Source organism: Pseudarthrobacter sp. MDT1-40-2, assembly GCF_059383595.1.
Map to the genome: position 1 here is coordinate 69,884 of NZ_JBWZCL010000004.1, position 26,878 is coordinate 96,761.

Below are 26,878 nucleotides of genomic sequence, written 5' to 3' on the forward strand. Positions count from 1 at the left end.
CTAGAGTGTCTTAGTGCGCAATTACACTACCGAAGCCGAACCCACCGTCCTGGTGGGCCCGTGGCTGGAACCACTGCTGCCCGAGCTGATCGATTTCCGACGGGATCTGCACGCACACCCTGAACTGTCCTTCAAGGAATTCCGCACCACTGACAGGCTTGTGGCACGGCTAGCGGCCGCCGGCCTGAAGCCGCGCCGGCTTGAAGGCACGGGCGTTACAGTCGACATCGGCCAAGGCCCCATCGCCACGGCACTCCGCGGCGACATTGACGCTCTCCCCATCATTGAAGAAACCGGGCTGCCTTTCGCCTCCCGGAACCACGGCGTTACACATGCGTGCGGCCATGACATCCACACCGCCACCATGCTGGGTGTGGCACTGGTACTGCAGCGCATAAATCTGGAAGCCCCGCTGCGTGGCCGGGTCCGGATCATTTTCCAGCCCGCCGAGGAAACCATGCCCGGCGGAGCCCTGAGTTGCATCGAACAGGGAGTGCTGGAAGGTGTGCCGCGCATCCTGGCGCTGCATTGTGATCCCCGGATCAACGTTGGGCGGATCGGAACGCGTATTGGTGCCATCACGTCCGCGTCGGACACCATCAAAATTGAACTGAGCGGCCGCGGCGGCCACACCTCGCGCCCCCACCTGACTGAGGACCTGGTGTTCGCCCTGGCCCAGATCGCCGTCAATGTCCCGGCAGTCCTGTCCCGCCGCGTTGATGTTCGCAGCGGTGTCTCGGTGGTCTGGGGACAGATATCTGCGGGCTCGGCACCCAACGCCATCCCCGGGACCGGCTACATGGCCGGCACCATGCGCTGCCTTGACCGAGATGCCTGGCATGCCGCCGGCGAACTTTTGGACGAAGTCGTCCAACAGGTCGCAGCGCCGTATGGCGTGGAAGTGCGCCTGGAGCACACCAGGGGAGTGCCTCCGGTGGTCAATTCCGAGCACGAAACCGCGCTCATCGAGGCCGCCGCACGTGCAGAACTGGGTGAAGGTGCCGTGGTGCTGACTCCGCAGTCCATGGGAGGCGAGGACTTTGCCTGGTTCCTGGCAGAGCGGCCGGGCGCCATGATGCGGCTGGGAACCATGACTCCCGGCGGTGAGGAATTCGACCTCCACCGTGGCGACTACGTTGTGGACGAGCGTGCCCTGGGCTACGGCATCCAGGTCCTCACGGCCGCAGCCCTGCGCACCATCCGCGACCTCTAGCAGGACAGAGGGAACTTCCTTCCCTGCACCCTTGCCTCATATAAGTTGTGCCCAATTGAATTGCGCGTTAGCCTTCTTGGCATGACCGAAGCTCCCCGCCTGGACCGCCAGGTTTGTTTTGCCCTTTATTCGGCATCCCGTGCAGCAACAGCCCTGTACCGTCCGCTTTTGGAGGATTTGGGGCTCACCTACCCGCAGTACCTGGTGATGCTTGTTCTGTGGGAGGACCAGCCACGGGGCGTCAAGGAACTGGGTGGAGAACTGGGCCTGGACTCGGGCACGCTGTCGCCCTTGCTCAAACGCCTCGAGGCCCTGGGTCTGGTGGAACGGCGGAGGTCCGGAGAGGACGAACGGCGCGTGGCCATCCACCTCACCACTAAAGGTCAGGCCCTCAGCAGCAAAGCCGGCGGAGTTCCCCAACGCCTTGCCGAGGCAGCAGGGCTGTCCGCCGCCGAACTGGATCAGCTGCACAGCACCCTGGAACGGCTCACCGCGGCCCTGCACCATGCACGCTAGGCCTGCAAACCCCGCAGTGCCGCTTCCACATATTCCTACAGGACGGACTTTCCTTTGAAGACTCTTTACACTGCCCACGCCCTTGCTTCCGGCGAAGGCCGGGACGGCAATGCCCGCAGCAGCGACGGCAAACTCGATGTTGCGCTGGCCAGCCCCGTCGAACTTGGCGGGAACGGCGAGGGGACCAACCCGGAACAGCTGTTTGCCGCAGGGTACGCCGCCTGCTTCCACTCAGCCCTCCGGCTGGTAGGGCGGCAGGCAAAGGCAGACCTGACAGACTCTGCCGTGGCCGCACGTGTCCACCTCGGCCCCCTGGACGGTGGTGATGGCTTTGGCCTGGCAGTCGAACTGGAAATCGCCCTGCCCGAACTGGACCTTCCTACAGCCGAGGCCCTCGTGGCCAAGGCGCACGCGGTCTGCCCGTACTCCAACGCCACCCGCGGCAACATCACTGTTAGCATCAAGATCCTGGAATTCGCGGCATGAGCGCCAAACCAGGGCTGCCCGCCACGTCCCGTGAGATCCGGCTCGCCTCACGTCCGGCAGGCCGTCCCGTTCCGGAGAACTTCGCGCTGGCGCAATCGCCGGTTCCCGCGCTGGAGGAGGGCCAGATCCTGGTCCGCAACCTTTATATGTCGGTTGACCCCTACATGCGGGGCCGCATGAACGACGTCAAGTCCTACTCGGCCCCGTTCGCACTGAACACGGCGCTCGACGGCGGTGCTGTGGGTGAGGTGATCGCGTCCCGGTCCGAGGAACGCAAGGTGGGTGACGCCGTCGTTCATGCCCTGGGCTGGCGGGAGTATGCGGTCCTGGACGCCAGCAGCACCACCGTGGCGAGGACTGACCTGGCCCCGGCATCGGCGTTCCTTGGAGCACTGGGAATGACCGGGCTGACGGCCTACGCCGGCCTGCTCAAGGTAGCCGAATTTAAACCCGGCGACGCCGTTTTCGTCTCAGGCGCCGCGGGGGCAGTGGGTTCGCTGGTGGGCCAGATTGCCAAAGCCATGGGCGCGTCCAGGGTGATCGGCAGTGCGGGGACTCCGGAAAAGCTTGCCAGGATCCTGGAGCTGGGCTTCGATGCGGCGTTTAACTACCGGGACGCGCCGGTGCGGGAGCAGCTCAAAGCTGCCGCGGGTGAGGGTGGGATCGACGTCTACTTCGATAACGTCGGCGGAGACCACCTCGAGGCCGCACTCGCAACACTGAACGTGGGCGGCCGGGTAGCGTTGTGTGGCGCAATTTCGCAGTACAACTCCACGGAACCCGCTCCAGGACCGCGTAACCTGGCACTTGCGATCGGTAAGGAACTGACCCTGCGTGGCTTCCTGGTGGGCGGACAGCGCCAGCATCGCGCCGAATTCTCCGAGCGGATGGCCGGTTGGCTGGCGGACGGGACGGTTCGTTACGACGAAACCCTTGTGGACGGCCTAGAGAATGCACCCCAGGCCTTTATCGATCTCCTCGACGGCGCTAACACGGGCAAGATGCTTGTGCGCCTCTGACTCTCGATGGAGTAGTCCGGCCGCAACTGCTTGGTAACAAATTCTCATCGATCTGCGGATTCCCGGCAATGTGTGATAGGCCACGTGGCGCAGCGCACTACAGTGGCATTCATCAGTGCGCCTCGGCGCAGTGCTGCGAAGCCTCAGTGAAAACAGAATTTCAGTGCAGAAACGGACACTCATTGAATTCAGGTCGTAGCGCCACTCTCTTCATCATGGAGGAAAATTGAAGACATCACTGCGTGCCACCCTCAAGCGCGGTTCAACGGCCGGACTGGCCACCGTAGGTGCTACGGCACTCCTGCTCACGGGCTGTGGCGCAGCCCCGGAGACAGGCGGGCCCACCGAGGCCGCCAGCGACTACACCGGCTGCATCGTCTCCGACTCCGGTGGGTTCGACGACCAGTCCTTCAACCAGTCCTCCTACGAAGGCCTGAAGAAGGCCGAGGCGGACCTGGGCATCAAGATCAACCAGGTCGAATCGAAGACCAACAACGACTTCGAGCCCAACCTGCGAGCCATGGTCACTGCCGGCTGCAACCTGACGGTAACCGTGGGCTTCCTCCTCGGCGACGCCACCAAGACCCAGGCCGAGGCCAACCCGGACAGCCACTTCGCCATCGTCGACTACACGTACGAGACGCCGATCGAGAACGTCAAGCCCATCATCTATGACACCGCCCAGGCGGCGTTCATGGCCGGCTACCTGGCAGCCGGCACCACCAAGACCGGCACCGTGGCCACCTTTGGCGGCATCAAAATCCCCACGGTCACCATCTTCATGGACGGCTACGCGGACGGCGTGAAGTACTACAACGAACAGAAGGGCAAGGACGTCAAGCTCCTTGGCTGGAACAAGGAATCCCAGGACGGAAGCTTCACGGGCGACTTCGAGAAGCAGGACGTCGGCAAGCAGCTCACCCAGAACCTGCTGGACCAGGGCGCTGACATTGTGATGCCGGTTGCCGGTCCGGTGGGCCGCGGCGCAGGCGCAGCCCTCCTGGAGGCCAAGGCGGCCGGTAAGGACGTCAAGCTCATCTGGGTTGACTCCGATGGCTTCCTGACGGCTCCCGAGTACAAGGACATCATGCTTTCATCCGTGATGAAGCAGATGGGCGACGCCGTGGAGAACGTGGTCAAGGAAGACGTGGAAGGCAGCTTCAACAACGAGCCGTACGTTGGCACGCTGGAGAACGACGGCGTCAGCCTGGCCCCGTTCCATGACCTGGAGTCCCAGGTTCCCGCCGAACTGAAGACCGAACTCGAGCAGATCAAAAAGGACATCGTCGACGGCAAGCTGACCGTCGAGTCAGCCGCCAGCCCTAAAGGCTGACCAGCAACGCCAGGCGCCACCCCCGGTTGGTCACTGACCGACCGGGCGGTGGCGCTTTTCGTTGGGAACAAGTCCACTAGGCTGGTGCTGCAGCCGCATATCCTGTCCGGGTCACGGACGCTTCGAGAATGGTCACCAGTTGTGAAACTTGAACTCAGAGGGATCACCAAACGCTTCGGTTCCCTGCTCGCCAACGATCACATAGACGTGGTGGTTGAACCCGGACAGATCCACTGTCTGCTGGGCGAGAACGGGGCCGGCAAATCCACCCTGATGAATGTGCTGTATGGGCTGTATGAACCCACGGAGGGGCAGATCCTCATTGACGACGCCCCGGTTTCCTTCCGGGGCCCCGGTGACGCCATGGCGGCCGGAATCGGAATGGTCCACCAGCACTTTATGCTGGTCCCGGTCTTTACCGTCGCGGAAAACGTAGCGCTCGGTGCCGAATCAACCAAGGCCGGCGGCTTCCTTAACCTGGAAGACACCCGGCGCAAGATCCGGGAGATTTCCAACAAGTACGGGTTCGACGTCGATCCGGACGCTCTGGTGGAAAACCTTCCCGTGGGCGTCCAGCAGCGTGTTGAAATCATCAAGGCGCTGGTCCGCAACGCCAAGGTGCTGATCCTTGATGAGCCGACGGCTGTGCTGACGCCCCAGGAAACCGACGAACTGCTGGACATCATGCGCCAGCTCAAATCCAACGGCACCTCCATCGTTTTCATCTCGCACAAGCTCCGTGAGGTGAAAGCGGTCTCGGACACCATCACGGTGATCCGCCGCGGCAAGGTCGTGGGTACGGCTGATCCGTCGGCAGCTACCACCGAGCTGGCGTCAATGATGGTGGGCCGCGCCGTGAACCTCACCCTGGACAAGGCCCCGGCAAAGCCGCAGGAAACCACGTTCCAGGTCCGCGACCTCACGGTCATCGCCCCCAACGGTACTCACACGGTGGACGGCATCAGCTTCGACCTCGCCAGGGGTGAGATCCTGGCCATCGCCGGTGTCCAGGGGAACGGCCAGACCGAGCTGACGGAAGCCATCCTGGGCCTGCAGGACCGGGTTACCGGCTCTGTCACGCTGGACGGCAAGGAACTTCTGGGCTGTTCTGTCAAGGAAGTGCTTCGCGCCGGGGTTGGCTATGTGCCGGAGGACCGCAAGGTGGACGGGCTGGTAGGGACTTTTTCGGTAGCCGAGAACCTGGTCCTTGATCTCTACGACCAGGCTCCGTTCGCCAAAGGCATCAGCATGAGCCCGGTTAAGGTGCTGGAGAACGCCAAGTCCCGCATCGAGGAGTTCGATGTCCGGACCCCTTCGGCAGGAGCGGCGGCCGGAACGCTTTCCGGTGGTAACCAGCAAAAGCTGGTCATGGCCCGTGAGCTGTCGCGGCCCCTGCGACTCTTTATTGCTTCCCAACCCACCCGCGGCGTGGACGTAGGTTCCATCGAGTTCCTGCACCGGCGCATCGTGGCCGAGCGTGACCAGGGAACACCCGTCATGATCATCTCTACCGAGCTCGATGAGGTGATGGAGCTGGCGGACCGGATTGCCGTGCTGTACAAAGGCAGGCTTGTGGGCATTGTTCCTGCCGGCACCGGCCGCGACGTGCTGGGCCTGATGATGGCCGGCATCGGGCCCGAGGACGCCGCCCACGCCAAGGCGGCACATACCCACGCTGTCCACCCCGGCGCTGTCCGCTCCGACCCGCCGTCCGGAGCTGCCCCATCGGGCAGCTCCACCTCCACCGCCAGCGCCGAAGGAGGCGACCATGCCTGAAAAACGCCAGGATGCTGCAGACGATGCAGGTACACCGCAGGACACCGGCGCAACAGCGGAAGAAGCGGCCGCCGTCGTTTCCGTAGACACTGCCGGAGGTGCCATTGCACCTTCAGCCGTCCCCGCCACTGCACAGAGCGGGCAGCTGCCCGGCGGTGATGACAGCCTCATGCGGAAAATCTTCACGGGCAGCGGCATGGTTTCCGTCCTGGCAGTGCTTCTGGCACTGATCATCGGCGGACTCCTGATCGCGAGCACCGATGCAAGGGTGGCCGCTACTTCCAGCTACCTGTTCGCCCGGCCCACGGATTTCCTGGGAGCTGTCTGGAACGCCGCTACCCGGTCCTACATAGCGCTCTTCCAGGGGGCTGTCTTCAACCCCCGGGGCAATGGGGTTGCGTTGCAGTTCGCACCGCTGATGGAAACACTGACCATTGCCACACCGCTCATCACGGCCGGCCTCGGCGTTGCCCTTGCTTTCCGGGCCGGCTTGTTCAACATCGGTGCCCAGGGCCAGATCATCATGGCCGGCATCCTGGCCGCCTGGGTAGGTTTCGCCCTGCATCTTCCCGCGGGCCTGCACCTTCTCCTGGTCCTCGTGGCGGGCATCATCGGTGGCGCGGTGTGGGGCGGCATGGTTGGCCTGCTCAAGGCACGTACCGGTGCCCACGAGGTCATACTCACCATCATGTTCAACTACATAGCGCTGTATTTCCTGCGCTACCTGTTGAGCACTCCGGCATTCCAGCGGCCGGGCGTGTCCAACCCTATTTCGCCCATCCTGGACGCCTCCGCCGTGTATCCGCAGATCCTGGGCTCCCAGTACCGCTTGCATCTGGGCTTCATTCTTGCCATCGCCGCCACTGTAGGGGTCTGGTGGTTGCTGAACCGCTCCACCGTGGGCTTCGAGTTCCGCGCAGTGGGGGCAAATCCGCAGGCGGCACAGACTGCGGGCATCAATGTTCCGCGGGCCACCATCTTAGTGATGGCGCTCGCCGGAGGCCTGGCGGGCATGTCCGGCGTAGCCCAGGTAGCGGGTACGGAGAAGGTGCTCACAGACGGCGTGGCCGCAACCTACGGTTTCGACGCAATCACCGTGGCACTGCTGGGGCGTTCGACGCCGTGGGGGACCTTTGCTGCAGGCCTGCTGTTTGGAGCCTTCCGCGCCGGGGCTGTCCAGATGCAGATTCAGACGGGTACACCTATCGACATCGTGCTCGTAGTCCAGTCGCTCATCGTCCTGTTCATTGCGGCTCCGCCGCTGGTCCGGGCCGTCTTTGGATTGAACCCGCGTAAGAAGCGCAATAAGCCGCGCCAAACCGGATCCAATCCGGAATCCCGCCAGGCACAGAAAGCAGCAGCCACCGGAGGTGCAGCATGAGCACAACAGCAATATCGCCCGGCCCGGGGACACCCGGACCAGAGGCCGCTGAGACAGGGAAGCTTCAGTCCACTTCCGCCAAGCCCGTCACCTGGAAAACCCCGGTACTGCTTGGTGCGCTGGGCATTGTGGCATTGGTGATTTTCGGCCTGACGGCACCCAACCGCACGGCAACGTTCGGGATCTCCACGGGCAGTGATTTTTTCCAGTTGCCTGCGCTGGACGTCAATGCCCTTTCCGGCGGCATCGTCCTGTCCGCCCTGATGCTGGGGCTTGCCGCGTATTCCGTCTACCTGAAAATAAAAAACCGGCCCACGCCGGTCTGGGTGGTCATTGTCTTCGTCGTCCTGTTCGCGGCCGCGTTCCTTGTCTGGGTCGTCGGCGGCGCCCGCACTCCCAGCATCTCCCTGGCCGGGCTGATCGCCGGCAGCGTCACGCTGGCAGTTCCGCTGGTCTTCGGTTCCCTGTCCGGAGTGCTCTGCGAGCGGGTAGGCGTGGTCAACATTGCCATCGAAGGCCAGCTTCTGGGCGGCGCCTTCACGGCCGCCATCGTTGCCAGCATCACCCAGAACGCCTTCGTTGGACTGTTGGCTGCGGCCATCGCCGGAGCCATCGTTTCCATGGTGCTGGCACTGTTCAGCATCAAATATCTCGTCAACCAGATCATTGTGGGCGTGGTGCTCAACGTCCTGGTTTCCGGTATCACAGGGTTCCTCTTCAGCACGGTAATGCAGGAGAACCCCGGACGCTTCAACTCGCCACCGGGCCTGGGTGTCATTGATATCCCGGTGCTTTCCAGCATCCCCATCATCGGACCCATCCTGTTCAAGCAGTCCCTGGTGGGATACCTGATGTACGTGGCAGTGGCCGTGGTGTGGGTGGGACTCTACAAGACCAGGTGGGGCCTGCGGGTCCGGGCAGTGGGGGAGCACCCGCAGGCTGCTGACACCATGGGCATCAAAGTCAACGCCACCCGGTTCTGGAACGTGACGCTTGGTGGTGCCATCGCCGGCATCGGAGGTTCCTTCTTCACCCTGGTTGCCATCGACAGCTTCACCAAGGAAATCTCCGGTGGCCGCGGCTTCATTGCCCTGGCAGCCCTGATCTTCGGCCGCTGGAACCCCATCGGCGCGTTTTTTGCAGCCTTGCTGTTCGGTTTCGCAGACAACCTGCAAAGCATCGTCACCATCATTGGAACCCCCGTACCCAGCCAGTTCATGGCCATGCTGCCGTACCTCGTGACAGTCCTGGCCGTGGCCGGGCTGGTGGGCAGATCCAGGGGACCGGCCGCCAGCGGCATCCCCTACGTTAAGGGTTGACGGTCATGCCTGCTCCGTTGGCCCACGAGACGGCCATTGACTGGAAGGTGCTGGAGGCTGCGGCTAAAAGCGCCATGGAGAATGCCTACGCCCCGTATTCGAAGTTTCCGGTAGGGGCTGCAGCCCTGACCACCGATGGCAGGATTGTCAGCGGCTGCAACGTGGAGAATGCCAGCTATGGCCTGACTCTCTGCGCCGAATGTGCCCTGGTAGGCAACCTGCACATGAGCGGGGGTGGCCGGCTCCGGGCCTTCTACTGCGTGGATGGGGCCGGCAACGTCCTGATGCCGTGCGGCCGCTGCCGTCAACTCCTGTACGAATTCCGGGCTCCCGACATGGAGCTCATGACCACCCAAGGCATTAAGAGCATGGACCAGGTGCTACCTGACGCCTTCGGTCCCGAACACCTGGAGGATCCCCGGTGACTGACAGCAGCGCAGCCCACGCATCATCAAGCAAGACTGGCCACGAGGCCTTCGATGCCGTCGATATCATCCGCATCAAGCGGGACAAGGGCACTCTGAGCCCGGACCAGATCGACTGGACCATCGATGCCTATACGCGAGGTGCCATCGCGGACGAGCAAATGGCGGCCCTTAACATGGCCATTCTGCTCAACGGCATGGACGGCAACGAGATTGCGCGCTGGACCAAGGCGATGATTGCGTCGGGCGAGCGAATGGACTTCTCCAGCCTCCGCAGGCCCGACGGCGGCGTCAAAGCCACCAGCGACAAACACAGTACAGGGGGTGTAGGGGACAAGATCACGCTGCCGCTGGCGCCGTTGGTTGCCGTCTTTGGCGTGGCTGTTCCCCAGCTCTCAGGCCGCGGCCTGGGGCACACCGGCGGAACCCTGGACAAACTGGAGTCCATTCCGGGCTGGCGGGCGTCACTGAGCAACGACGAGATGCTGGCCCAGCTTCAGGACGTGGGCGCCGTAATCTGTGCTGCCGGTGCCGGTCTGGCCCCGGCGGACAAGAAGCTGTATGCCCTCAGGGACGTGACCGGCACGGTGGAAGCCATCCCGCTCATCGCCTCCTCCATCATGAGCAAGAAAATCGCCGAGGGAACCGGCTCACTGGTCCTGGACGTGAAGGTGGGCTCCGGTGCGTTCATGAAGGATGAAGCCATGGCCCGCGAACTCGCACGGACCATGGTGGAGCTGGGCAAGGATGCCGGCGTGAACACCGTTGCCTTGCTCACCAACATGAATACGCCGCTGGGCCTGGCGGCGGGGAACGCCATCGAAGTGGAGGAATCGGTGGAGGTACTCGCCGGCGGCGGTCCGGATGACGTCGTTGAACTGACCGTCCGGCTGGCCGAGGAGATGCTGGCCTGCGCTGGAGTGCCTGACGCCGATCCTGCCGCGGCACTGAAGGACGGCCGGGCGATGGACGTCTGGAACCGAATGATCGAAGCCCAGGGCGGCGATCCGCGGGCTGCGCTCCCGGTGGCTCGGGAATCAGAAACCATCTATGCACCGGCTGACGGGGTCCTGGTTGAACTCGACGCCTTGGCGGTAGGCGTCGCGGCCTGGCGCCTCGGTGCAGGGCGGGCAAGGAAGGAAGACGCTGTCCAGGCCGGCGCAGGAGTGCGGATGCATGCGAAACCTGGCGCGCTTGTGCGCGCGGGTGAGCCCCTGATGACCTTGCTGACGGACACACCTGAACGGTTCGACCGTGCCCGGCAGGCCCTGGAGACTGCCGTTGTTATTGCCCCGGAGGGTGCCAGGCCTGCCCAGCAGCTCATCATCGACCGAATCGCATAACAGCAATGCAGGCCATCAACGACTTCATTCTGGCAGGAGCATCCCAACCCTGGGTGCTGCTGCTGATCCTGGCCTGCTGCATTATTGACGGTTTCTTCCCCCCGGTTCCCAGTGAATCAGTGGTGGTAGGGCTGGCCGCCGTGTCAGCCAGCGCCGGCCAGCCGAACGCCGGCCTGCTGATGCTTGTGGCGGCTGCGGGGGCCTTCACCGGAGATAACATCGCCTACCTCATTGGCCGCAAGGTCGGTACCAAGCGGTGGCGCTGGATGCGTGGGCCCAGGATGCAGTCAGCGTTCAGATGGGCGGGAGGAGAATTACGCAAGCGCCCCGCCTCCCTGATTCTGGTTGCCAGGTTCATTCCCATTGGCCGAGTGGCAGTGAACCTCACGGCCGGGGCCACCGGATACGCCCACTTGCGGTTTGTGCTGCTGACGCTGCTTTCAGCTGTGCTGTGGGCAGCCTATTCAGTGTCCATTGGCTTGTTCTTTGGCAACTGGTTCAAGGACAACCACCTGCTGGCTGCAGTCATTGCCATTGTCTGCGCCGTGGCGCTGGGCATCATCGTAGACATTGTGATCAACAAGATTCGCGGGAAGGATCCCGTAGTGGACCGCATCCGCGACACAGGACCCTGATCAGGACCCTGGTGGGACCCTGAGCCGACCCTGGTTTCCCGGCGGCAGTCCACCCGCGTGTACACCCCTGGGAGGAGCCTGAAGCCCAGTAAATCAGCCTCCGGGCCGACGGTTTCACGACCCTGAGCCGATAGTTTTGGATGCAGTGTCCCGCGGTTGGAGCGTAGCGAACGACGTCCCTGCCGTGGGACACTGAATCACCCGTCAATTAGCTGTGGCAGCATCACTTTTCGCTAGGAGCGAGACCGCGTGGAGTTTATCAATGAGGCAGTGCTCCATGCAGCAGGACAATGGTGGATTTATCCCATCCTTCTGCTGTTTTTCTTTGTTGACGGCTTTGCCATGGTGGTGCCCAGCGAGACCCTCATCGTTGCCCTCGCGGCGTTCGCCCGGGTCAGCGGCGAGCCCAACCTGTGGATCCTTGGAACCACTGCACTGATCGGTGCCATCGCGGGCGACAACATGGCCTTTTTGCTGGGCCGCAAGATCGGGCTGGAACGCTGGAGATGGATGCGCCGGGCAAAAGTCCGGAAGGTGCTTGGCTGGGCCCGGTACGAGCTGGACAAGCGGGGCGCTGTCCTCATCTTCACCGCCCGTTACATTCCCTGGGGGCGTGTGGCAGTCAACTATGTGGCCGGGAGCACGGGGTTCTCCCACCGGCGGTTCTTCCTGCTGGATGCCTTCGCCTGCATTACCTGGGTGGGATATTCGATAGGAATCGGCCTGCTGGCCAGCTCCTTCCCCTGGCTGCACCACAACCCGCTCCTCAGTGCCGGAATCGCCGTCGTTTTCGCCATTGTGCTCGGGATCGCCCTGGACCACCTCCTGCGCTGGTGGCACAAGCATCTTGCCCGCAAGGACGCGGAAGTGGTGGACGAATGGCTCGACGGCGGCCAGGCCACCGCCCAGCCCACCGTCGCTTCGCCTACCCTGTTGGCCGCCGCCGCGGCAGAACCGGAGCCTGGCACCAAGTAGCGGCTGGCGTTAGTTGCCTGCCAACCCTAAGGTTGGAACGTGACTGAGCCAATAGCTGACACTGCCCCTGCCATCGATTTCGATTTGAAGAGCCTCCCGAAGGTCTCCCTGCACGACCACCTGGACGGTGGGCTGCGCCCCGCCACCATCATTGAGCTGGCGGACGCCGTAGGGCACCAGCTGCCCTCCACTGACCCGGTTGCGTTGGGTGAGTGGTTCCGTGAGTCCGCAAACTCAGGGTCTTTGGTCCGGTACCTGGAGACCTTCGACCACACAGTCGCCGTGATGCAGACCAAAGAAGGTCTCTTCCGTGTGGCCAAGGAGTTCGTGGAGGACCTGGCAGACGACGGCGTTGTGTACGGTGAGGTGCGTTGGGCCCCCGAACAGCACCTCCAGCAGGGCCTCACCCTCGACGAAGCAGTCGAGGCGGTGCAGGCGGGGCTTGAGGCCGGCACCGATTCCGTAGCCGAATCCGGGCGCGAGATCCAGGTGGGCCAGCTCATCACCGCCATGCGCCATGCCGACCGCGGCCAGGAGATCGCCGAACTTGCTGTCCGGCACCGCAACAGGGGAGCGGTTGGCTTCGACATCGCCGGCGCCGAGGACGGATTCCTGCCTTCCCGGTTCCGTGACGCGTTCACCTACCTTGCCCGGAACAACTTCCCGGCCACCGTCCACGCAGGCGAGGCCGCCGGACTCGAAAGCATCCAGTCCGCCCTGGTTGACGGACGCGCCCTCCGCCTGGGCCATGGTGTCCGGATTGCCGAGGACATCCTCGTGGAATTCGGCGACGATGATGATGAGGCGGGAGACCGTGGCCACGACGAAGAGGACATCGGCCTGGTGACCCTCGGAGACCTGTCCAGCTGGATCCGCGACCGCGGCATCGCACTGGAAATCTGCCCGTCCTCAAACCTGCAAACGGGAGCCATTGCCGGGTTTGGTGAAGGAATCGACAGCCACCCGGTGGATATGCTCTACCAGCTGGGTTTCAACGTCACCATCAATACGGACAACCGGCTGATGAGCGGGGTCACCCTGACTGACGAGTTCGAACTCCTGGTGGAGACTTTCGACTACGATCTTGACGATCTGCTCGAGCTGACCCTGAATGCCGCCGAAGCCGCCTTCCTGCCGCTGGAGGAAAAAGAGGCGCTGGTGGAGTACATTAACGACGCCTACGGCAGCCTTGGCTAACGACTTCGCTGGCACGTCCGGTTCAGCCGCGGCTCCCTCCCCTTCCGGGGCCGTGGCTGACCTGGTGGAGAAGATTGCAGCTTTGCGCGAGCGTTGTCCCTGGATGGGTGCCCTCACCCACGCTTCACTGGTGGAGTACCTGATCGAGGAAGCCTATGAAACGGCCGAAACCATCGAAACCGGTGGCCCGGATACCGAATTGCGCGGTGAGCTGGGCGATGTGCTGCTGCAAGTGGTCCTGCACGCGCGGCTCGCCGAGGAGCGCGGTGCATTCGACCTCGCGGACGTAGCCCGGGCGCTGGCGGCGAAGATGGTCCGGCGCAATCCGCACGTGTTCCGCCCGAACGGGACCCTGCAGGATTCGTTTCCGGCCACGGTCCAGGAGATCGAGCGCACATGGGACGCCGTCAAGAGGGAAGAGATGCCCGGACGCGGCAGCGCTTTCGAAGGAATCCCTGACTCACTGCCGGCACTGGCCAAAGCACAGAAGACGCTGGACCGTGCGGAGCGGTCCGGGACCCCGGTAGACCTGGCTGAGGCGCCCACCGCAGATACGGAAGAAGAACTGGGTGACTACCTGCTCGCCGTCGTCGCTTCCGCGCGTACTAAAGGTCTCGACGCAGAGCGTGCCCTGCGCGCCGCCATCAGGCGTGTAACGCTGGGCTCTCCGGATTAGTTTTGCCGTAACGCTGGACACTCTGGACTAGGCTAGTCCGTGACGAGGTGGTCCACCTCTCCCAAGTTTCCCAGTAGATCGCTTCCACCATAAGGAGCAAATTCATGGCGCTTATCGATGCCATCCACGCCCGCGAGATCCTCGATTCCCGCGGCAACCCGACCGTAGAAGTTGAAGTACTGCTTTCCGATGGCCAGATCGGCCGTGCGGCTGTTCCTTCGGGCGCTTCCACCGGTGAGCACGAAGCCGTTGAACTCCGCGATGGAGACAAGGGACGCTACCTGGGCAAGGGCGTACAGAAGGCCGTTGACGCTGTCATCGACCAGATTGCCCCCGCCCTGTCCGGATTCGACGCAACGGACCAGCGCAGCATCGACCAGGCCATGATCGACCTCGACGGCACGCCGAACAAGAGCAAGCTCGGCGCCAACGCCATCCTGGGTGTTTCGCTGGCGGTGGCTAACGCCGCTGCCGCCTCGGCGGACCTGCCGCTCTACAAGTACCTCGGCGGCCCCAACGCCCATGTACTGCCCGTTCCGCTGATGAACATCCTCAACGGCGGCTCCCACGCCGATTCCGACGTCGACATCCAGGAATTCATGGTTGTCCCGATTGGCGCCGAAACCTTCTCCGAGGGCCTTCGCTGGGGTGTTGAGGTGTACCACGCCCTCAAGGCAGTGCTGCAGGCCAAGGGCCTGTCCACCGGCCTGGGTGACGAGGGCGGCTTCGCCCCGAACCTGCCGTCCAACCGTGCCGCCCTGGACCTGATCCAGGAAGCCATCAAGAATGCCGGCTACACGCCGGGAACGGACATTGCCCTTGCCCTGGACGTTGCCTCCTCCGAGTTCTTCAAGGACGGCGCCTACCAGTTCGAAGGCAAGGCACTGAGCGCGAATGACATGAGCGCCTACTACGCCGAGCTGGTTGCAGACTACCCGCTGGTCTCCATCGAGGACCCGCTGGATGAGAACGACTGGGACGGCTGGAAGACCCTCACGGACACCATCGGTGACAAGGTGCAGCTGGTAGGCGACGACCTCTTCGTCACCAACCCGGTCCGCCTGCAGCAGGGCCTGGACACCAAGACCGCGAACTCGCTGCTGGTGAAAGTCAACCAGATCGGTTCGCTGACCGAGACGCTTGACGCCGTCAGCCTGGCGCAGCGCGCCGGGTACACCACCATCACCTCACACCGCTCCGGCGAGACCGAGGACACCACCATCGCTGACATTTCGGTGGCAACCAACGCCGGGCAGATCAAGACCGGCGCGCCGGCCCGCTCCGAGCGCGTAGCCAAGTACAACCAGCTGCTGCGTATCGAAGAAGAACTCGATGATGCCGCCCGCTACGCAGGCCGCAGCGCCTTCCCGCGTTTCAAGGGCTAATACCGGCTCAATCGACAGGCCGGTAGCTATGGTGGAATGACCATGGCTGCCGGTCTTGTTGTTGGATCGACATCCCGGCCGCCGGCTGGACCACGTTACAGGAGTGTCATGGCTACCCGCCGTCCCAACGTTCCCAGGGTTTCCCAAGCGGCCCGGGCATCCGATGCCGAAGAAGGCGCTGATGTCATCCGCGCCGATTTTGGTGCTGGTGCGCGGACTGTTGCCGGGAGGACCGAAGGCACGGCGGCAAATTCCCGGATATCGCCAGTCCGGGAGAGCACAGGCCGGGTTGGTACAGCACAGGAAAGCGAGTCCGGGAACGGCGGCTCCAAGAAACAGGAAGCATCGGGCACAGACACTGCGCCCCCTGAGGACCAGGACCCGATTCCTGCCAAAGCCTTCTCCGGCAGGATGCTGGCACTCGCCGTCGTGATGATCGCCATCACCGTCATGCTGGCACCCACCGTCAAGATTTACCTCGATAAGCGCGCTGAAATATCCGCCCTGAATGCCGACATTGCCAGTAAGCAGGCGGAGCAGGCGGAGCTCAACCAGCAGATCTCGCGGTGGCAGGATCCCAACTACGTCAAGCAACAGGCCCGCGACCGCATTAACATGGTCATGCCTGGTGAGACCAGTTACTGGGTGTTTGGCAGCGACGTTACGGCAGAGACCCCGCCGGATGCATCGGCCGGCGCAGCTGCCGGAAGTGCCATAGATGTCCCGTGGGTGGACGCCCTGTGGGAATCTGTCAGGCGCTCCGGCACGGACTGACCGGCGCACTGCTTCACCATCATTCCGCGGCGCCCGCCGCGTGTCCTGCGGCAAACCGCCGGATAATCCCGGGCAGGAAGGACAGCCATGGAACGGAACCCGGTACCAGCAGCAGAGGAATCGCGCCGCCCTACGCCGCACGATCTCGAGGTGCTCAGCCGCCAATTGGGCCGACCGGTCCGCGACGTCGTCGAAATACCTGCCCGCTGTGTCTGCGGGAATCCGCTGGTTGCTGCCACCGCCCCCCGGCTCAGCAACGGAACCCCGTTTCCCACGACGTTTTATCTGACACACCCGGTGATCACGGCTGCGGTTTCCCGGCTTGAGGCCGGTGGCACCATGAACGCCATGAACGAGCGCCTCGAAGCGGAAGACGCCCTGGCCGCCCACTACCGGGCCGCCCACGAGGAATACCTGCAGGCCAGGTCCGAAATAGGGCAACGGTCCGGCATTGGTGCCGTCCCCGAGATCGACGGCATTTCCGCCGGAGGCATGCCCACACGTGTTAAGTGCCTGCACGTCCTGGTGGGCCACTCCCTGGCAGCAGGTCCCGGCGTGAACCCGCTCGGTGACGAAGCCCTGGCCCTCATCACGGACTGGTGGACGGCGGACCGCTGCTACTGCACCGGAGCCTGGGACACCACGGGAGAGGCTCCTGACCGTGACCTGAGCAGGCATGGCCCGCAGGGACTCCCGGAAATTGTTGGCCGTCCTGCCCCTGTTCGCAAATCGGCTACAGAGAGGAATCACCAATGACACGTGTTGCAGCCATTGATTGCGGTACTAACTCCATTCGCCTTTTGATTGCGGACATTGAACGTTCCGAAGGGCAAAAGTTCCCGACGCTGACGGATGTGGTCCGTGAGATGCGCGTGGTCCGGCTGGGCCAGGGTGTGGACGCAACGGGGGAGTTTGCCGCAGAAGCGCTTGAGCGCACCCTCGCAGCAACGGCGGATTATGCTGAACTCATCAGGGAGCACCAGGCCACAGCAATCCGCTTTGTAGCCACCTCGGCCACCCGTGATGCCCGCAACAGGGAGATCTTTATTGACGGCGTCCGGGAACTCCTCGGTGTGGAGCCGCAGGTAATCTCCGGTGACGAGGAAGCCGCCCTTTCCTTTGCCGGTGCCAGCAGCGTACTGCCCATCGCCGACGGCGACCACGTCCTGGTCGTGGACCTGGGCGGCGGCAGTACCGAATTCGTGCTGGGCACCGCCGCCGGGGTTACCGCCGCGCTGTCTGTCGACGTCGGCTGTGTCCGGATGACCGAACGGCACCTGCGCAGCGATCCCCCCACTGCAGCAGAAATTGCAGCGGCAGAAAAAGATGTGGACGCTGCCATTGAATCGGTGAGGCAGGTGGTGCCGCTGGAGAAGGCCACCGCCGTCGTTGGTGTTGCCGGCTCCGTCACCACGATCACAGCGCATGCCTTGGAGCTGCCGGAGTACCTGCCATCGGCCATCCATGGGACCGGGCTGAGTATCAAGGAACTGCGTGCCGCCGCTGATGACTTGCTGGCCTCCAGCAGGGACGAACGGGCGGCGTTGCCGTACATGCACCCGGGCAGGGTGGATGTCATTGGCGCCGGCGCCTTGGTATGGCGGCGCATCCTGGAACGACTGGCCGGCCTGACCGATGGCAGGATCGATTCAGCGACAGCGAGCGAGCACGATATTCTTGACGGGATTGCCCTGAGCATCGGCTAACTGCATGTCAACCGGCCGGGTTCACCGCACGAGCATTGGAATTGAATGACCAGAGCACCAGGCCGGCTTCGACGGACCACAGCGTCACTGCTGGCAGCTGTTCTGGCGGGCGGCGGATTGCTGATCGGCAACGCCCTGCCGGCGGCCGCAGACGCACTGCGCGACAAGGAACACTGGCTGACCGGTTCCGGTATCACCAAGGCCTGGGAGGTTTCCAAAGGCGCGGGCGTCACAATTGCCGTCATCGACAGTGGTGTGGATGGTTCCCACCCGGACCTCAAGGGAGCTGTCGCCGGTGGCTACGATGCCTCCGGTGCGGGCAGCCCTGATGGCCTCAAGAGCATCGGCATCAAGCCGGAGCATGGCACCTTGGTGGCAACCATGCTGGTCGGCCGCGGGCACCAGCCGCCCCCCAGCACGGAAAGCCCCAGCCCCAGCCCCAGTGCCAGTCCGTCGTCCGTTCCGGCCCCCGGCCCCGGCGGGCCGGATGGCGTCATCGGCGTGGCGCCGGAGGCGCAGATCCTGGCTGTGTCCACGTGGCTGGGTTCACAGAATCCGGGCGGCAAGAGCGATCTGGACCAGATTCCCGACGCCGTTCGCTGGGCCGTGGACAACGGCGCGGACATTATCAATATCTCCCTTGGCAGCACCTCTCCTCAGTGGCCGCAGAGCTGGGACGCGGCTTTCCTGTATGCCGAGCAAAAGGATGTCGTCGTCGTCGCCGCTGCAGGCAACCGCGTGGGCGGCAACGTCCAGGTGGGCGCCCCTGCCACCATTCCCGGCGTACTGACCGTAGCCGGACTGGACAGGGCCGGCGTCGCAAGCGTCGACTCGTCCTCCCAGGGCATCGCCATTGGAGTTGCAGCCCCGGCCGAGGACCTTGTGGGCGGACTCCCGGGTGGCCAGTATGCGGAATGGGAAGGAACCTCCGGAGCCACCCCGATTGTTTCCGGGGTCGCCGCGCTGATCCGGTCGAAGTGGCCGGATATGCCCGCCAGGGACGTCATCAACAGGATCGTCAGCACTGCCAAGGACGCCGGCGCGCCCGGCAAGGATCCGCTGTACGGCTTTGGCGTCCTTGATGCTGAGGCGGCACTAACAGCGGACGTACCAAGGGTCAGCCAAAACCCGTTGGGGACGATTGCAGCATGGATTCAGGTGCACCGCCGGGGCCAGGCCCCCAGTGCATTGCCTCTGCCCACCTCCGATGCCGCACCGGCCCAGCCCACCTTGCCGGCCGCGACCGTCCCGGCCGCAGTACCGCCCTCCGCCCGCGATTCCATGGTCGCGGGCGCCGTGGTCATAGGTTTTGCAGCCCTGTTCGTGGTGATGATCGCGGTGGCCGCTTTCCAGTTGCGGCGGGCGTACCGGAACCCCGCACTGTTTCGGGAAGAAGCCGATACCGGCGTGGTGGAGAAGGTCGAAAACGTAAGGCAAACGTAGTTAGTGAAGATTTTCACAAAGTGTTGTACTCTTAAATTATGGCAACCACCCCAGAGCTCCAGGACCGTCCCCGGGTACTCGTCGTCGGCGGCGGATACGTCGGCCTGTACGTAGCACTCAAACTGCAGAAGAAGATCGCGAATGCAGGTGGCATCGTCACCCTCGTGGATCCACTGCCCTACATGACCTACCAGCCCTTCCTCCCCGAAGTAGCCGGTGGCAACATCGAAGCGCGCCACGCTGTGGTCTCGCACCGCCAGCACCTCAAGCAGACGGAGCTGATTCAGGGCCGGGTTGCCTCCATCGATCACGCCAACCGTACTGCCGTGATTTCTCCGGCGGACGGCGGCGCCAACTTCGAGATTCCTTACTTCGACGTTGTCCTGGCGGCAGGCGCCATCACCCGCACCTTCCCGATCAAGGGCCTCGCGGACAAGGGCATTGGCCTGAAGACCATCGAAGAGGCCGTGGCGCTGCGCAACAAGGTGCTTGACCGCATCGAGGTTGCCTCCGTCATGACTGATCCTGCGGCCCGCGCCAAGGCTCTGACCTTCGTTGTTGTCGGCGGCGGCTTCGCCGGCATCGAGTGCATCACCGAGATGGAAGACCTCGCCCGCGCTGCCGTTCGGAACAACCCGCGCATCAGGCAGGAGGAAGTCCGCTTCGTCCTGGTTGAAGCCATGGGCCGCATCATGCCTGAAGTCACCCAGAAGCAGGCCGAATGGGTCGTGGAGCACCTGCGCAGCCGCAATATCGAAGTACTGCTGAACACCTCGCTGGATAACGCAGAAACCTCCATCAAGCTCATCAACATGGCAGACAAGTCGCCTGCCCAGGAGTTCGAAGCGGACACCCTCGTCTGGACTGCCGGTGTGCAGGCCAACCCGATGGTCCGCTCCACTGACTTCCCGCTGGAGCCCCGCGGCCGTGTCCGCGTCCTGCCTGACCTCCGCATCGCCGGTGATGAAGGCATCATCGAGAACGCCTGGGCCGCTGGCGACATCGCCGCCGTTCCGGACCTCACGGGCAGCGGCCTCCCGGACGGCACTTGCGTCCCCAACGCCCAGCATGCACTGCGCCAGGCCAAGCGCCTCGCAAAGAACCTGTGGGCCTCCCGCTGGGAGAAGCCGCTCCACGACTACAAGCACAAGAACCTCGGCGCTGTCGCAGGTTTTGGTGAGTGGAAGGGTGTTGCCAACATCAACCTGCTGGGCCGCATCGGGCTCAAGGGCGGACTTGCCTGGCTTGCGCACCGTGGCTACCACGGCATGGCAATGCCCACCTTCGAGCGTAAGTTCCGCGTAATTTTCGGCTGGATTCTGTCCTTCTTCATGGGCCGCGACACCACGCAGCTCCTTGACTTGGACCGCCCGCGCGCTGCATTCGTTGCCGCTGCCACGCCTGCACCCAAGCCGGCCGCGGCCGCTCCGGAGAAGTCCGCCGAAGCGCCGGCAGCAGGGGCGCCCGGTTCTGCCGAAGCCACCAAGGTGGACGCACAACAGAGCGTACCTGCCAACGCAAAATAGCATCAGCCACTGATGTACGACGGCGGCCGCTCCCTTCGGGGGGGCGGCCGCCGCTATGTGTGGGCTGCTTTTAATCCGCCTGTCCTCCAAGTGTCCGGGCAGGCAGTTGCCTACACTGGCCTCATGATCGACGAAAAACAACTCGCTTCCCTGTTGTCATCCCTCAGACCGGCACTTCGCGCAGAGGAGTATGTCTACGCCAAGTGGCCGGAGGGCGAGCCGGTGGAAGAAGGCCTCGCCGCCGTTATCCGGGAAGCGGAAGGAACGACGGCGGTCCTTGCCAGGGAGCGGGCGGACCAGCTTGGCCTGGATTATTCCTTCATTGCCGCCTGGATCACCCTCGAGGTCCGGTCCGCCCTGGACGCTGTTGGCCTTACAGCAGCAGTCAGCAGCGCACTGACGGCAGCGCACATCAGCTGCAACGTCCTGGCCGGACTCCACCACGACCATCTCCTGGTGCCGGCCGCTGATGCCGCCAGGGCCATGGAGACCCTCCGTGAGCTGTCCGCAGCCCACTCGGGAGGCCAGCCTGCGCCTGACGCGGCGTCGCTGGTGCTCCGGAGCGAGGTGTCGGCAGACCGTCCGGCGATCCTTGAACTCGTGGGCCAGGCGTTTGCGGTGTCTCCCGCGACCGGCCAGCCCGTTGACGGTACACCCGTGGAGGTCGGCCTGCTGCAGCAACTGTTTGATGCTGAGGAATACCTTCCCGAGCTCAGCATTGTGGCTGAGGTGGGCAACGAGATTGTAGGCTACTCAATCAGTACCCGCGCCGTGGTGGACGGTCTGCCCTTGCTGGGGCTTGGACCGATTGGCGTGGTTCCCAGGCTGCAGCAGCACGGGATCGGCTCCGCCCTGATGGCGGAAACCATCAGGCGCGCCAACACCGCAGGGGAGCTTGGCATTGCCTTGCTGGGCAGCCCCGACTACTACGCGAGGTTCGGCTTTGTTCCTGCGGAATCGTTCGGGATTGCTGCACCGGACGAAGCATGGGGACGCTATTTCCAGTTCCTTCCGCTGGCACTCTGGCCCGGGGGAGTCAACGGTACCTTCCGGTTCGCGCGGCCGTTCGCCCGGCTCTGACGGGATATCATGGACGCGGCGCCCCAGTAGCCCAATTGGCAGAGGCAGCGGACTTAAAATCCGCGTGTTGTGGGTTCGAGTCCCACCTGGGGTACAAAATGTGTCCTTCATGCGCCGCGCCCTGATTTCCCCTAGGCAACGACTGTTATAAGGATGTGACCGTAGTCACTTATGTTCGGGGGAGAATTGCATTAGCTTGAGTTAAATCAGGAACACCTGACCCACCGCATCAAAGGCCGTTCGCACCTTTCGATCGAGGAGATTCTCAATGATTTCACTCCACCCGGGGGCACCCCGAGCAGCCAAGCTCACAGCGCTTGGCATCGGTTTCGCCCTTTTGGCTACTGCATGTGGTGGCACCACCACCCCCAGCGCCACCGAAACCTCCGCCCCAACGTCCGAATCAGGTATCTCCTGCCCGGCTCCGGGTGAGACTGCAGGCGGGTCGGCGCCCGCAACAGCCGGCGGGTCCGAAGCTGTTCCGCCTTCTACCACCACAGCCCCCGTTCCGCTGAAGCTCGGATCACTGCTGCCTACCACAGGTTCGCTGGCATTCCTCGGCCCGCCCGAAATCGCCGGCGTTAACCTCGGCATCAAGGAAGTCAATGACGCCGGCGGCGTCCTCGGCAGTCCGGTGGAAGTAATTCACCGCGATTCCGGCGATACCAAGACCGACATTGCCACGCAGTCAACCACCGCCCTCCTGGGCTCGGGAGTGAGCGCCATTATTGGTGCGGCTTCTTCGGGTGTTTCCAAGACTGTGATCAACCAGATCACCGGCGCAGGTGTCATCCAGTTCTCCCCGGCGAACACTTCCCCGGACTTCACCACCTGGGACGACAAAGGGCTGTACTGGCGTACTGCACCCTCTGACGTCCTCCAGGGAAAGGTGTTGGGCAACTACATGGCAACCTGTGGTGCGCAGACTGTCGGCATGATCGTCCTTAATGACGCTTATGGCACCGGCCTCGCCACCAACATCAAGTCGGCCGTTGAGTCTGCCGGCGGTCAGATCGTCGCTGAGGAGCTCTTCAACGAAGGCGACTCGCAGTTCAGCAGCCAGGTGGATGCCGTTATATCGGCTAAGCCGGATGCGATTGCCCTGATCACCTTCGACCAGGCCAAGAGCATTGTTCCGTTGCTGGTGGGCAAGGGCATTGATCCCACCCAGCTGTTCCTTGTCGACGGCAACACCTCGGACTACAGCAAGGATTTCGACCCCGGAACACTGAAGGGCGCGCAGGGCACCATTCCCGGTACGTTTGCCAAGGATGCCTTCAAGCAGTCCCTGCTGGCTATTGATCCGGCCCTGAAGGACTTCAGCTACGCCGGTGAGTCCTACGACGCCGTCAACCTGGTCGCACTGGCCTCAGAGGCCGCTGCGAGCACCAACGGCGTTGACATCGCCGCGAAGCTCAAGGAAGTCTCGGAGGGCGGTGAGAAGTGCAACAACTTCGCCTCCTGCGTGACTCTGCTCCGCAACGGTGAGGACATTGACTACGACGGCCAGTCCGGTCCGATCACCTTCTCGGACGCCGGTGACCCCACCGAGGCCTTCATTGGCATCTACGAGTACCAGGAAGACAACACCTACAAGCCCGTCAGGGAAGAATTCGGCAAGCTGTAACACCGCGTTCTGACTCTCAGGAACCCCCGTTCGGAGCAATCCGGGCGGGGGTTTCCGTGTTCCGGGGTGATCCTGCTTTGCCGGTTCCTTCTCTCCGGGCCCGCGCTGTCTTGCCGCCCATCGCCAGCAGGAAGCAAAGAAAGGGCCGCTCCATCAGTCGATTGGAGCGGCCCTGTCTGGTCTCGACGGGCCCCGTCTGGTCTGCCGGTAGCTGCGCCGGTAACGGCGTTGCTGGCGGAACCCTAGTTATCGTCCGCCAGTGTTCCCAGGTACAGCTGGATCACCTTCGGGTCCTTCATCAGCTCGCGGCCAGTGCCGGTGTAGGCGTCGCGGCCCTGGTCCAGAACGTAGCCGCGGTCGCAGATCTGCAGGCAGCGGCGGGCGTTCTGTTCCACCATGATCACCGATACGCCTGCACGGTTGATCTCATGGACCCGCAGGAAGGTCTCATCCTGTCTGACAGGGGAGAGGCCGGCCGAGGGCTCATCAAGAAGCAGTACTGCCGGATCCATCATCAGGGCACGACCCATGGCAACCATCTGGCGCTCGCCCCCGGACAGGGAACCAGCCCGCTGCGCCCGCCGCTTGGCGAGGTCCGGGAAGAGCCCGGCTACAAAATCGAACCGTTCCGCAAAGTCCTTGGGCCGTTGGAACATGCCCATCTGCAGGTTCTCTTCGATGGTCAACGAGGCGAACACGTTGTTATTCTGCGGCACGAACCCCACGCCCTGGGTAACCAGCTTGTTGGCTTTCAGACCGGTCAGGTCTTTCCCGCGGACCACTACGGTACCGGAGTGCACCTTGACGAGCCCGAACATCGCCTTGAGCAGGGTGGACTTGCCGGCTCCGTTGGGCCCGATGATGCCGATCAACTCACCCTTGCGGGCTTCAATGCTGCAACCGTTCAGGATGTTCACACCCGGGAGGTATCCGGCCACCAGGTTGGTGACTTTGACGACAGAGTCGTCAGCAGGTGCCGCAGCGGCGGCCGCTGCCGGGCTGGTGGCGCTCATTCTGCCTCCTTGCTGTGGCGGCGGTCCGGTTGTTCCGGATCCGCACGGTCGGGCCTTTCCTTGTGGCCCTGTACAACGGTGTCCACAGCGATGATTCCGGCATTATCGGTGCCGACGATCGATTCCTGGTCCGCTTCCAGTTCGGCCTCAAGTTCCTTGATGCCTTCGGCGTCGCCGAGGTCGACGTCGTGGTGGGCACCCAGGTACGCATCGATGACGGCAGGATCCTTCATGACCTCGCCGGGCGGTCCTTCCGCAACGATCCTGCCTTCCGCCATCACCACCACCCAATCCGCAATGTGCCGGACCATGTGCATGTCGTGCTCAACGAACAGTACGGTCATGCCCTCGGATTTGAGGTTCTTGACGTGGTCCAGCAGGGACTGGGTCAGGGCCGGGTTCACACCGGCCATGGGCTCGTCCAGCATCACCAGTTTGGGCCTGACCATCAAAGAGCGTGCCATCTCGAGCAGTTTGCGCTGTCCCCCGGAGAGGGAAGCCGCGTAATCGTCCTTCTTGTCATCCAGTTTGAACTTCTTCAGCAGGACCTCGGCCTGGGCCGTAATCTGCTTTTCCTGGCTGCCCCAGATGCCCTTGAACAGGGCCTTTGACAGCTTCTCGCCGGCCTGTTTCGACGCGCCCAGCCGCATGTTCTCCATAACCGTGAGCTTGCCCATGACCTTGGTCAGCTGGAACGTGCGCACCATGCCCATACGGGCCACCTTGTAGGAGGAAACGCCAGCCAGGCTGTTGCCTTCAAACTGCCACTTTCCACTGTTCGGAGTGTCAAAACCCGTCAGCAGGTTGAAGAGCGTGGTCTTGCCGGCACCGTTGGGGCCGATCAGTGCCGTGATCTTATGTCGCGGAATTTCGAGGTATTCGACGTCGACGGCGTTAATGCCGCCGAAGGTCCGGGTGACGTTCTCCGCCACGAGGATGGGATCGCGTTTCTTGCAGCCCGGAGTGTTCGCTGCTGCCGCGATCGGCCGCGAATCAGTCATGTAATCCACCGTGTCATCGGTGAAACCGTGTGTGGCGTTTTCGCCGCTGGTGCTCATGCGAATGCCAACTCCTTCTTATTGCCAAAGACGCCTTGCGGCCTGAATATCATCAGGAGCATCAGGGCGACGCCCACCAGGATGTACCGTAATTGGCCGGCCTGGACGGTGGTCAGCCAGGTTATTGCGCCGGATTCGATGAGTCCGTAGAGGAAACTCTGGGTCAGGGACAGGACTACCCAGAAAATCATGGCTCCGACGACCGGACCAAGGACTGTAGCCATGCCGCCAAGCAAGAGGCAGGTCCACAGGAAGAAGGTCAGCTCCGTTCCGTAGTTGGCGGGCTGTACGGCGCCGCGGGGAAGGGTGAAAATCATCCCCGCCAGGGCACCCAGCACGCCACCGATGATCAGGGCCTGCATCTTGTAGGCGTAGACATTCTTGCCGAGCGAACGGACGGCATTTTCGTCTTCGCGGATGCCCTTAAGTACGCGGCCCCAGGGACTCCGCATCAGAAGCCACACCAGGACGCAGCAGACGACCACGAGGGACCATCCCACCACCCTGATGAAGAAATCGCGGTTGTTCATGCCCAGATAGAGGCCCTCAGGGAACGGGTTGAGCAGGTAGAAGCCGCCCTCGAACGCGGCCAGGCCGTTGGCTGAACCGGTGACCGACGTCAACTGGTTGGTGGTCACGACGTACCGGACAATTTCTGCGGACGCGATGGTCACGATCGCCAGGTAGTCAGCCCGCAGCCGGAGCGTAGGGATACCCAGGATGAGGGCGAAGAGGACGGCACAAATGATCGCGACCAGCAACCCGACTAAGAAAGGGACACCGAACGTCAGCGTCGAGATGGCGAAGCCATAGGCGCCTACGGCCATAAAACCGGCCTGACCGAAGTTCAGCAGGCCCGAGTAGCCGAAGTGGACGGCGAGGCCAAGCGCCGCGAGTGCGTAGGCCGCCGTCGTGGGACTGAACAATTCACCGAAAGCACTGGAAAAAATGAATCCGTAATCCATGGCGGTC

25 protein-coding genes and 1 tRNA gene are annotated in these 26,878 nt (G+C 63.3%); 23 read left to right on the forward strand and 3 right to left on the reverse strand.

Annotated elements, in window-relative coordinates; genetic code table 11:
* The first annotated feature begins 13 nt into the window (after positions 1–13).
* The 23 genes from AC50X5_RS12790 to AC50X5_RS12900 all read left to right on the forward strand — a co-directional run bounded on the left by AC50X5_RS12790 (position 14) and on the right by AC50X5_RS12900 (position 23,835).
* Positions 14–1,213 carry an amidohydrolase gene (locus tag AC50X5_RS12790; protein WP_494976470.1) on the forward strand — a complete coding sequence of 400 codons (1,200 nt, stop codon included), beginning with the start codon at positions 14–16 and terminating at the stop codon, positions 1,211–1,213.
* A gap of 81 nt (positions 1,214–1,294) precedes the next feature.
* On the forward strand, positions 1,295–1,729 hold the full coding sequence (locus AC50X5_RS12795) for a MarR family winged helix-turn-helix transcriptional regulator (RefSeq protein ID WP_494976471.1): 435 nt from the start codon (positions 1,295–1,297) through the stop codon (positions 1,727–1,729).
* Positions 1,730–1,783: 54 nt separating this feature from the next.
* On the forward strand, positions 1,784–2,215 hold the full coding sequence (locus AC50X5_RS12800; protein ID WP_494976472.1) for an organic hydroperoxide resistance protein: 432 nt from the start codon (positions 1,784–1,786) through the stop codon (positions 2,213–2,215).
* Positions 2,212–3,234 (forward strand): NADP-dependent oxidoreductase, encoded by a 1,023-nt coding sequence (locus AC50X5_RS12805; protein WP_494976473.1) that lies wholly within the window; start codon positions 2,212–2,214, stop codon positions 3,232–3,234. Before AC50X5_RS12800 ends, AC50X5_RS12805 begins: the two co-directional genes overlap by 4 nt.
* Before the next feature lie 226 nt (positions 3,235–3,460).
* Positions 3,461–4,567, forward strand: a complete 1,107-nt coding sequence (locus AC50X5_RS12810; RefSeq protein ID WP_494976474.1) for a BMP family lipoprotein — start codon at positions 3,461–3,463, stop codon at positions 4,565–4,567.
* 141 nt (positions 4,568–4,708) lie between these two features.
* Complete coding sequence (locus AC50X5_RS12815) at positions 4,709–6,343, forward strand: ABC transporter ATP-binding protein (protein ID WP_494976475.1); 1,635 nt, start codon at positions 4,709–4,711, stop codon at positions 6,341–6,343.
* The gene (locus AC50X5_RS12820) at positions 6,336–7,724 is read left to right on the forward strand and encodes an ABC transporter permease (RefSeq protein ID WP_494976476.1); all 1,389 of its coding nucleotides are present in this window, start codon (positions 6,336–6,338) and stop codon (positions 7,722–7,724) included. The genes AC50X5_RS12815 and AC50X5_RS12820 overlap by 8 nt, the downstream gene beginning before the upstream one ends.
* On the forward strand, positions 7,721–9,043 hold the full coding sequence (locus AC50X5_RS12825; protein WP_494976477.1) for an ABC transporter permease: 1,323 nt from the start codon (positions 7,721–7,723) through the stop codon (positions 9,041–9,043). Before AC50X5_RS12820 ends, AC50X5_RS12825 begins: the two co-directional genes overlap by 4 nt.
* 5 nt (positions 9,044–9,048) lie before the next feature.
* Complete coding sequence (locus AC50X5_RS12830) at positions 9,049–9,468, forward strand: cytidine deaminase (RefSeq protein WP_494976478.1); 420 nt, start codon at positions 9,049–9,051, stop codon at positions 9,466–9,468.
* Positions 9,465–10,811 carry a thymidine phosphorylase gene (locus AC50X5_RS12835; RefSeq protein WP_494976479.1) on the forward strand — a complete coding sequence of 449 codons (1,347 nt, stop codon included), beginning with the start codon at positions 9,465–9,467 and terminating at the stop codon, positions 10,809–10,811. Before AC50X5_RS12830 ends, AC50X5_RS12835 begins: the two co-directional genes overlap by 4 nt.
* 5 nt (positions 10,812–10,816) lie before the next feature.
* A complete protein-coding gene (locus AC50X5_RS12840; protein ID WP_494976480.1) occupies positions 10,817–11,446 on the forward strand; it encodes a DedA family protein in 630 nt (209 codons plus the stop codon).
* 249 nt (positions 11,447–11,695) lie between these two features.
* Positions 11,696–12,421 carry a DedA family protein gene (locus AC50X5_RS12845; RefSeq protein WP_494976481.1) on the forward strand — a complete coding sequence of 242 codons (726 nt, stop codon included), beginning with the start codon at positions 11,696–11,698 and terminating at the stop codon, positions 12,419–12,421.
* A gap of 39 nt (positions 12,422–12,460) precedes the next feature.
* Positions 12,461–13,618 (forward strand): adenosine deaminase, encoded by a 1,158-nt coding sequence (locus AC50X5_RS12850; protein ID WP_494976482.1) that lies wholly within the window; start codon positions 12,461–12,463, stop codon positions 13,616–13,618.
* A 103-nt stretch (positions 13,619–13,721) separates the two neighbouring features.
* Positions 13,722–14,294 (forward strand): MazG nucleotide pyrophosphohydrolase domain-containing protein, encoded by a 573-nt coding sequence (locus AC50X5_RS12855; protein ID WP_494976675.1) that lies wholly within the window; start codon positions 13,722–13,724, stop codon positions 14,292–14,294.
* Positions 14,295–14,398: 104 nt separating this feature from the next.
* Positions 14,399–15,679, forward strand: coding sequence for a phosphopyruvate hydratase (gene eno, locus AC50X5_RS12860; RefSeq protein ID WP_494976483.1), 1,281 nt, complete (start codon positions 14,399–14,401; stop codon positions 15,677–15,679).
* Positions 15,680–15,787: 108 nt separating this feature from the next.
* Positions 15,788–16,453 carry an FtsB family cell division protein gene (locus AC50X5_RS12865; RefSeq protein ID WP_494976484.1) on the forward strand — a complete coding sequence of 222 codons (666 nt, stop codon included), beginning with the start codon at positions 15,788–15,790 and terminating at the stop codon, positions 16,451–16,453.
* Between the two features lie 87 nt (positions 16,454–16,540).
* The gene (locus AC50X5_RS12870; protein WP_494976485.1) at positions 16,541–17,209 is read left to right on the forward strand and encodes a DUF501 domain-containing protein; all 669 of its coding nucleotides are present in this window, start codon (positions 16,541–16,543) and stop codon (positions 17,207–17,209) included.
* Positions 17,206–18,159: a Ppx/GppA phosphatase family protein gene (locus tag AC50X5_RS12875; protein ID WP_494976486.1), complete on the forward strand. Its 954-nt coding sequence runs from the start codon at positions 17,206–17,208 to the stop codon at positions 18,157–18,159. The genes AC50X5_RS12870 and AC50X5_RS12875 overlap by 4 nt, the downstream gene beginning before the upstream one ends.
* Before the next feature lie 45 nt (positions 18,160–18,204).
* A complete protein-coding gene (locus AC50X5_RS12880) occupies positions 18,205–19,602 on the forward strand; it encodes a S8 family serine peptidase (RefSeq protein WP_494976487.1) in 1,398 nt (465 codons plus the stop codon).
* Between the two features lie 38 nt (positions 19,603–19,640).
* Complete coding sequence (locus tag AC50X5_RS12885; protein ID WP_494976488.1) at positions 19,641–21,128, forward strand: NAD(P)/FAD-dependent oxidoreductase; 1,488 nt, start codon at positions 19,641–19,643, stop codon at positions 21,126–21,128.
* A gap of 123 nt (positions 21,129–21,251) precedes the next feature.
* Positions 21,252–22,208, forward strand: a complete 957-nt coding sequence (locus AC50X5_RS12890) for an N-acetyltransferase (RefSeq protein WP_494976489.1) — start codon at positions 21,252–21,254, stop codon at positions 22,206–22,208.
* Between the two features lie 20 nt (positions 22,209–22,228).
* Positions 22,229–22,302 (forward strand) — tRNA-Leu (locus tag AC50X5_RS12895).
* Between the two features lie 174 nt (positions 22,303–22,476).
* Positions 22,477–23,835 carry an ABC transporter substrate-binding protein gene (locus AC50X5_RS12900; RefSeq protein ID WP_494976490.1) on the forward strand — a complete coding sequence of 453 codons (1,359 nt, stop codon included), beginning with the start codon at positions 22,477–22,479 and terminating at the stop codon, positions 23,833–23,835.
* Positions 23,836–24,077: 242 nt separating this feature from the next.
* On the opposite strand, the gene AC50X5_RS12905 is transcribed toward AC50X5_RS12900, so the two are convergent.
* From AC50X5_RS12905 to AC50X5_RS12915, 3 genes are read right to left on the reverse strand one after another with little or no spacing between them, the layout of a single operon-like run.
* On the reverse strand, positions 24,078–24,848 hold the full coding sequence (locus AC50X5_RS12905; protein WP_493985089.1) for an ABC transporter ATP-binding protein: 771 nt from the start codon (positions 24,846–24,848) through the stop codon (positions 24,078–24,080).
* Entirely contained in the window at positions 24,845–25,906 is a 1,062-nt protein-coding gene (locus AC50X5_RS12910) for an ABC transporter ATP-binding protein (protein WP_494976491.1), read from the reverse strand. Before AC50X5_RS12910 ends, AC50X5_RS12905 begins: the two co-directional genes overlap by 4 nt.
* Positions 25,903–26,871 carry a branched-chain amino acid ABC transporter permease gene (locus tag AC50X5_RS12915; RefSeq protein WP_494976492.1) on the reverse strand — a complete coding sequence of 323 codons (969 nt, stop codon included), beginning with the start codon at positions 26,869–26,871 and terminating at the stop codon, positions 25,903–25,905. The genes AC50X5_RS12910 and AC50X5_RS12915 overlap by 4 nt, the downstream gene beginning before the upstream one ends.
* Positions 26,872–26,878: the final 7 nt, after the last annotated feature.

Coding starts and splice junctions, on each gene's coding strand:
- AC50X5_RS12795 (WP_494976471.1), top strand. CDS start 1,295: ATGACCGAAGCTCCCCGCCTGGACCGCCAGGTTTGTTTTGCCCTTTAT.
- AC50X5_RS12805 (WP_494976473.1), top strand. CDS start 2,212: ATGAGCGCCAAACCAGGGCTGCCCGCCACGTCCCGTGAGATCCGGCTC.
- AC50X5_RS12820 (WP_494976476.1), top strand. CDS start 6,336: ATGCCTGAAAAACGCCAGGATGCTGCAGACGATGCAGGTACACCGCAG.
- AC50X5_RS12825 (WP_494976477.1), top strand. CDS start 7,721: ATGAGCACAACAGCAATATCGCCCGGCCCGGGGACACCCGGACCAGAG.
- AC50X5_RS12830 (WP_494976478.1), top strand. CDS start 9,049: ATGCCTGCTCCGTTGGCCCACGAGACGGCCATTGACTGGAAGGTGCTG.
- AC50X5_RS12840 (WP_494976480.1), top strand. CDS start 10,817: ATGCAGGCCATCAACGACTTCATTCTGGCAGGAGCATCCCAACCCTGG.
- AC50X5_RS12855 (WP_494976675.1), top strand. CDS start 13,722: ATGGGTGCCCTCACCCACGCTTCACTGGTGGAGTACCTGATCGAGGAA.
- eno (WP_494976483.1), top strand. CDS start 14,399: ATGGCGCTTATCGATGCCATCCACGCCCGCGAGATCCTCGATTCCCGC.
- AC50X5_RS12865 (WP_494976484.1), top strand. CDS start 15,788: ATGGCTACCCGCCGTCCCAACGTTCCCAGGGTTTCCCAAGCGGCCCGG.
- AC50X5_RS12870 (WP_494976485.1), top strand. CDS start 16,541: ATGGAACGGAACCCGGTACCAGCAGCAGAGGAATCGCGCCGCCCTACG.
- AC50X5_RS12875 (WP_494976486.1), top strand. CDS start 17,206: ATGACACGTGTTGCAGCCATTGATTGCGGTACTAACTCCATTCGCCTT.
- AC50X5_RS12880 (WP_494976487.1), top strand. CDS start 18,205: ATGACCAGAGCACCAGGCCGGCTTCGACGGACCACAGCGTCACTGCTG.
- AC50X5_RS12885 (WP_494976488.1), top strand. CDS start 19,641: ATGGCAACCACCCCAGAGCTCCAGGACCGTCCCCGGGTACTCGTCGTC.
- AC50X5_RS12890 (WP_494976489.1), top strand. CDS start 21,252: ATGATCGACGAAAAACAACTCGCTTCCCTGTTGTCATCCCTCAGACCG.
- AC50X5_RS12900 (WP_494976490.1), top strand. CDS start 22,477: ATGATTTCACTCCACCCGGGGGCACCCCGAGCAGCCAAGCTCACAGCG.
- AC50X5_RS12905 (WP_493985089.1), bottom strand. CDS start 24,848: ATGAGCGCCACCAGCCCGGCAGCGGCCGCCGCTGCGGCACCTGCTGAC.
- AC50X5_RS12910 (WP_494976491.1), bottom strand. CDS start 25,906: ATGAGCACCAGCGGCGAAAACGCCACACACGGTTTCACCGATGACACG.
- AC50X5_RS12915 (WP_494976492.1), bottom strand. CDS start 26,871: ATGGATTACGGATTCATTTTTTCCAGTGCTTTCGGTGAATTGTTCAGT.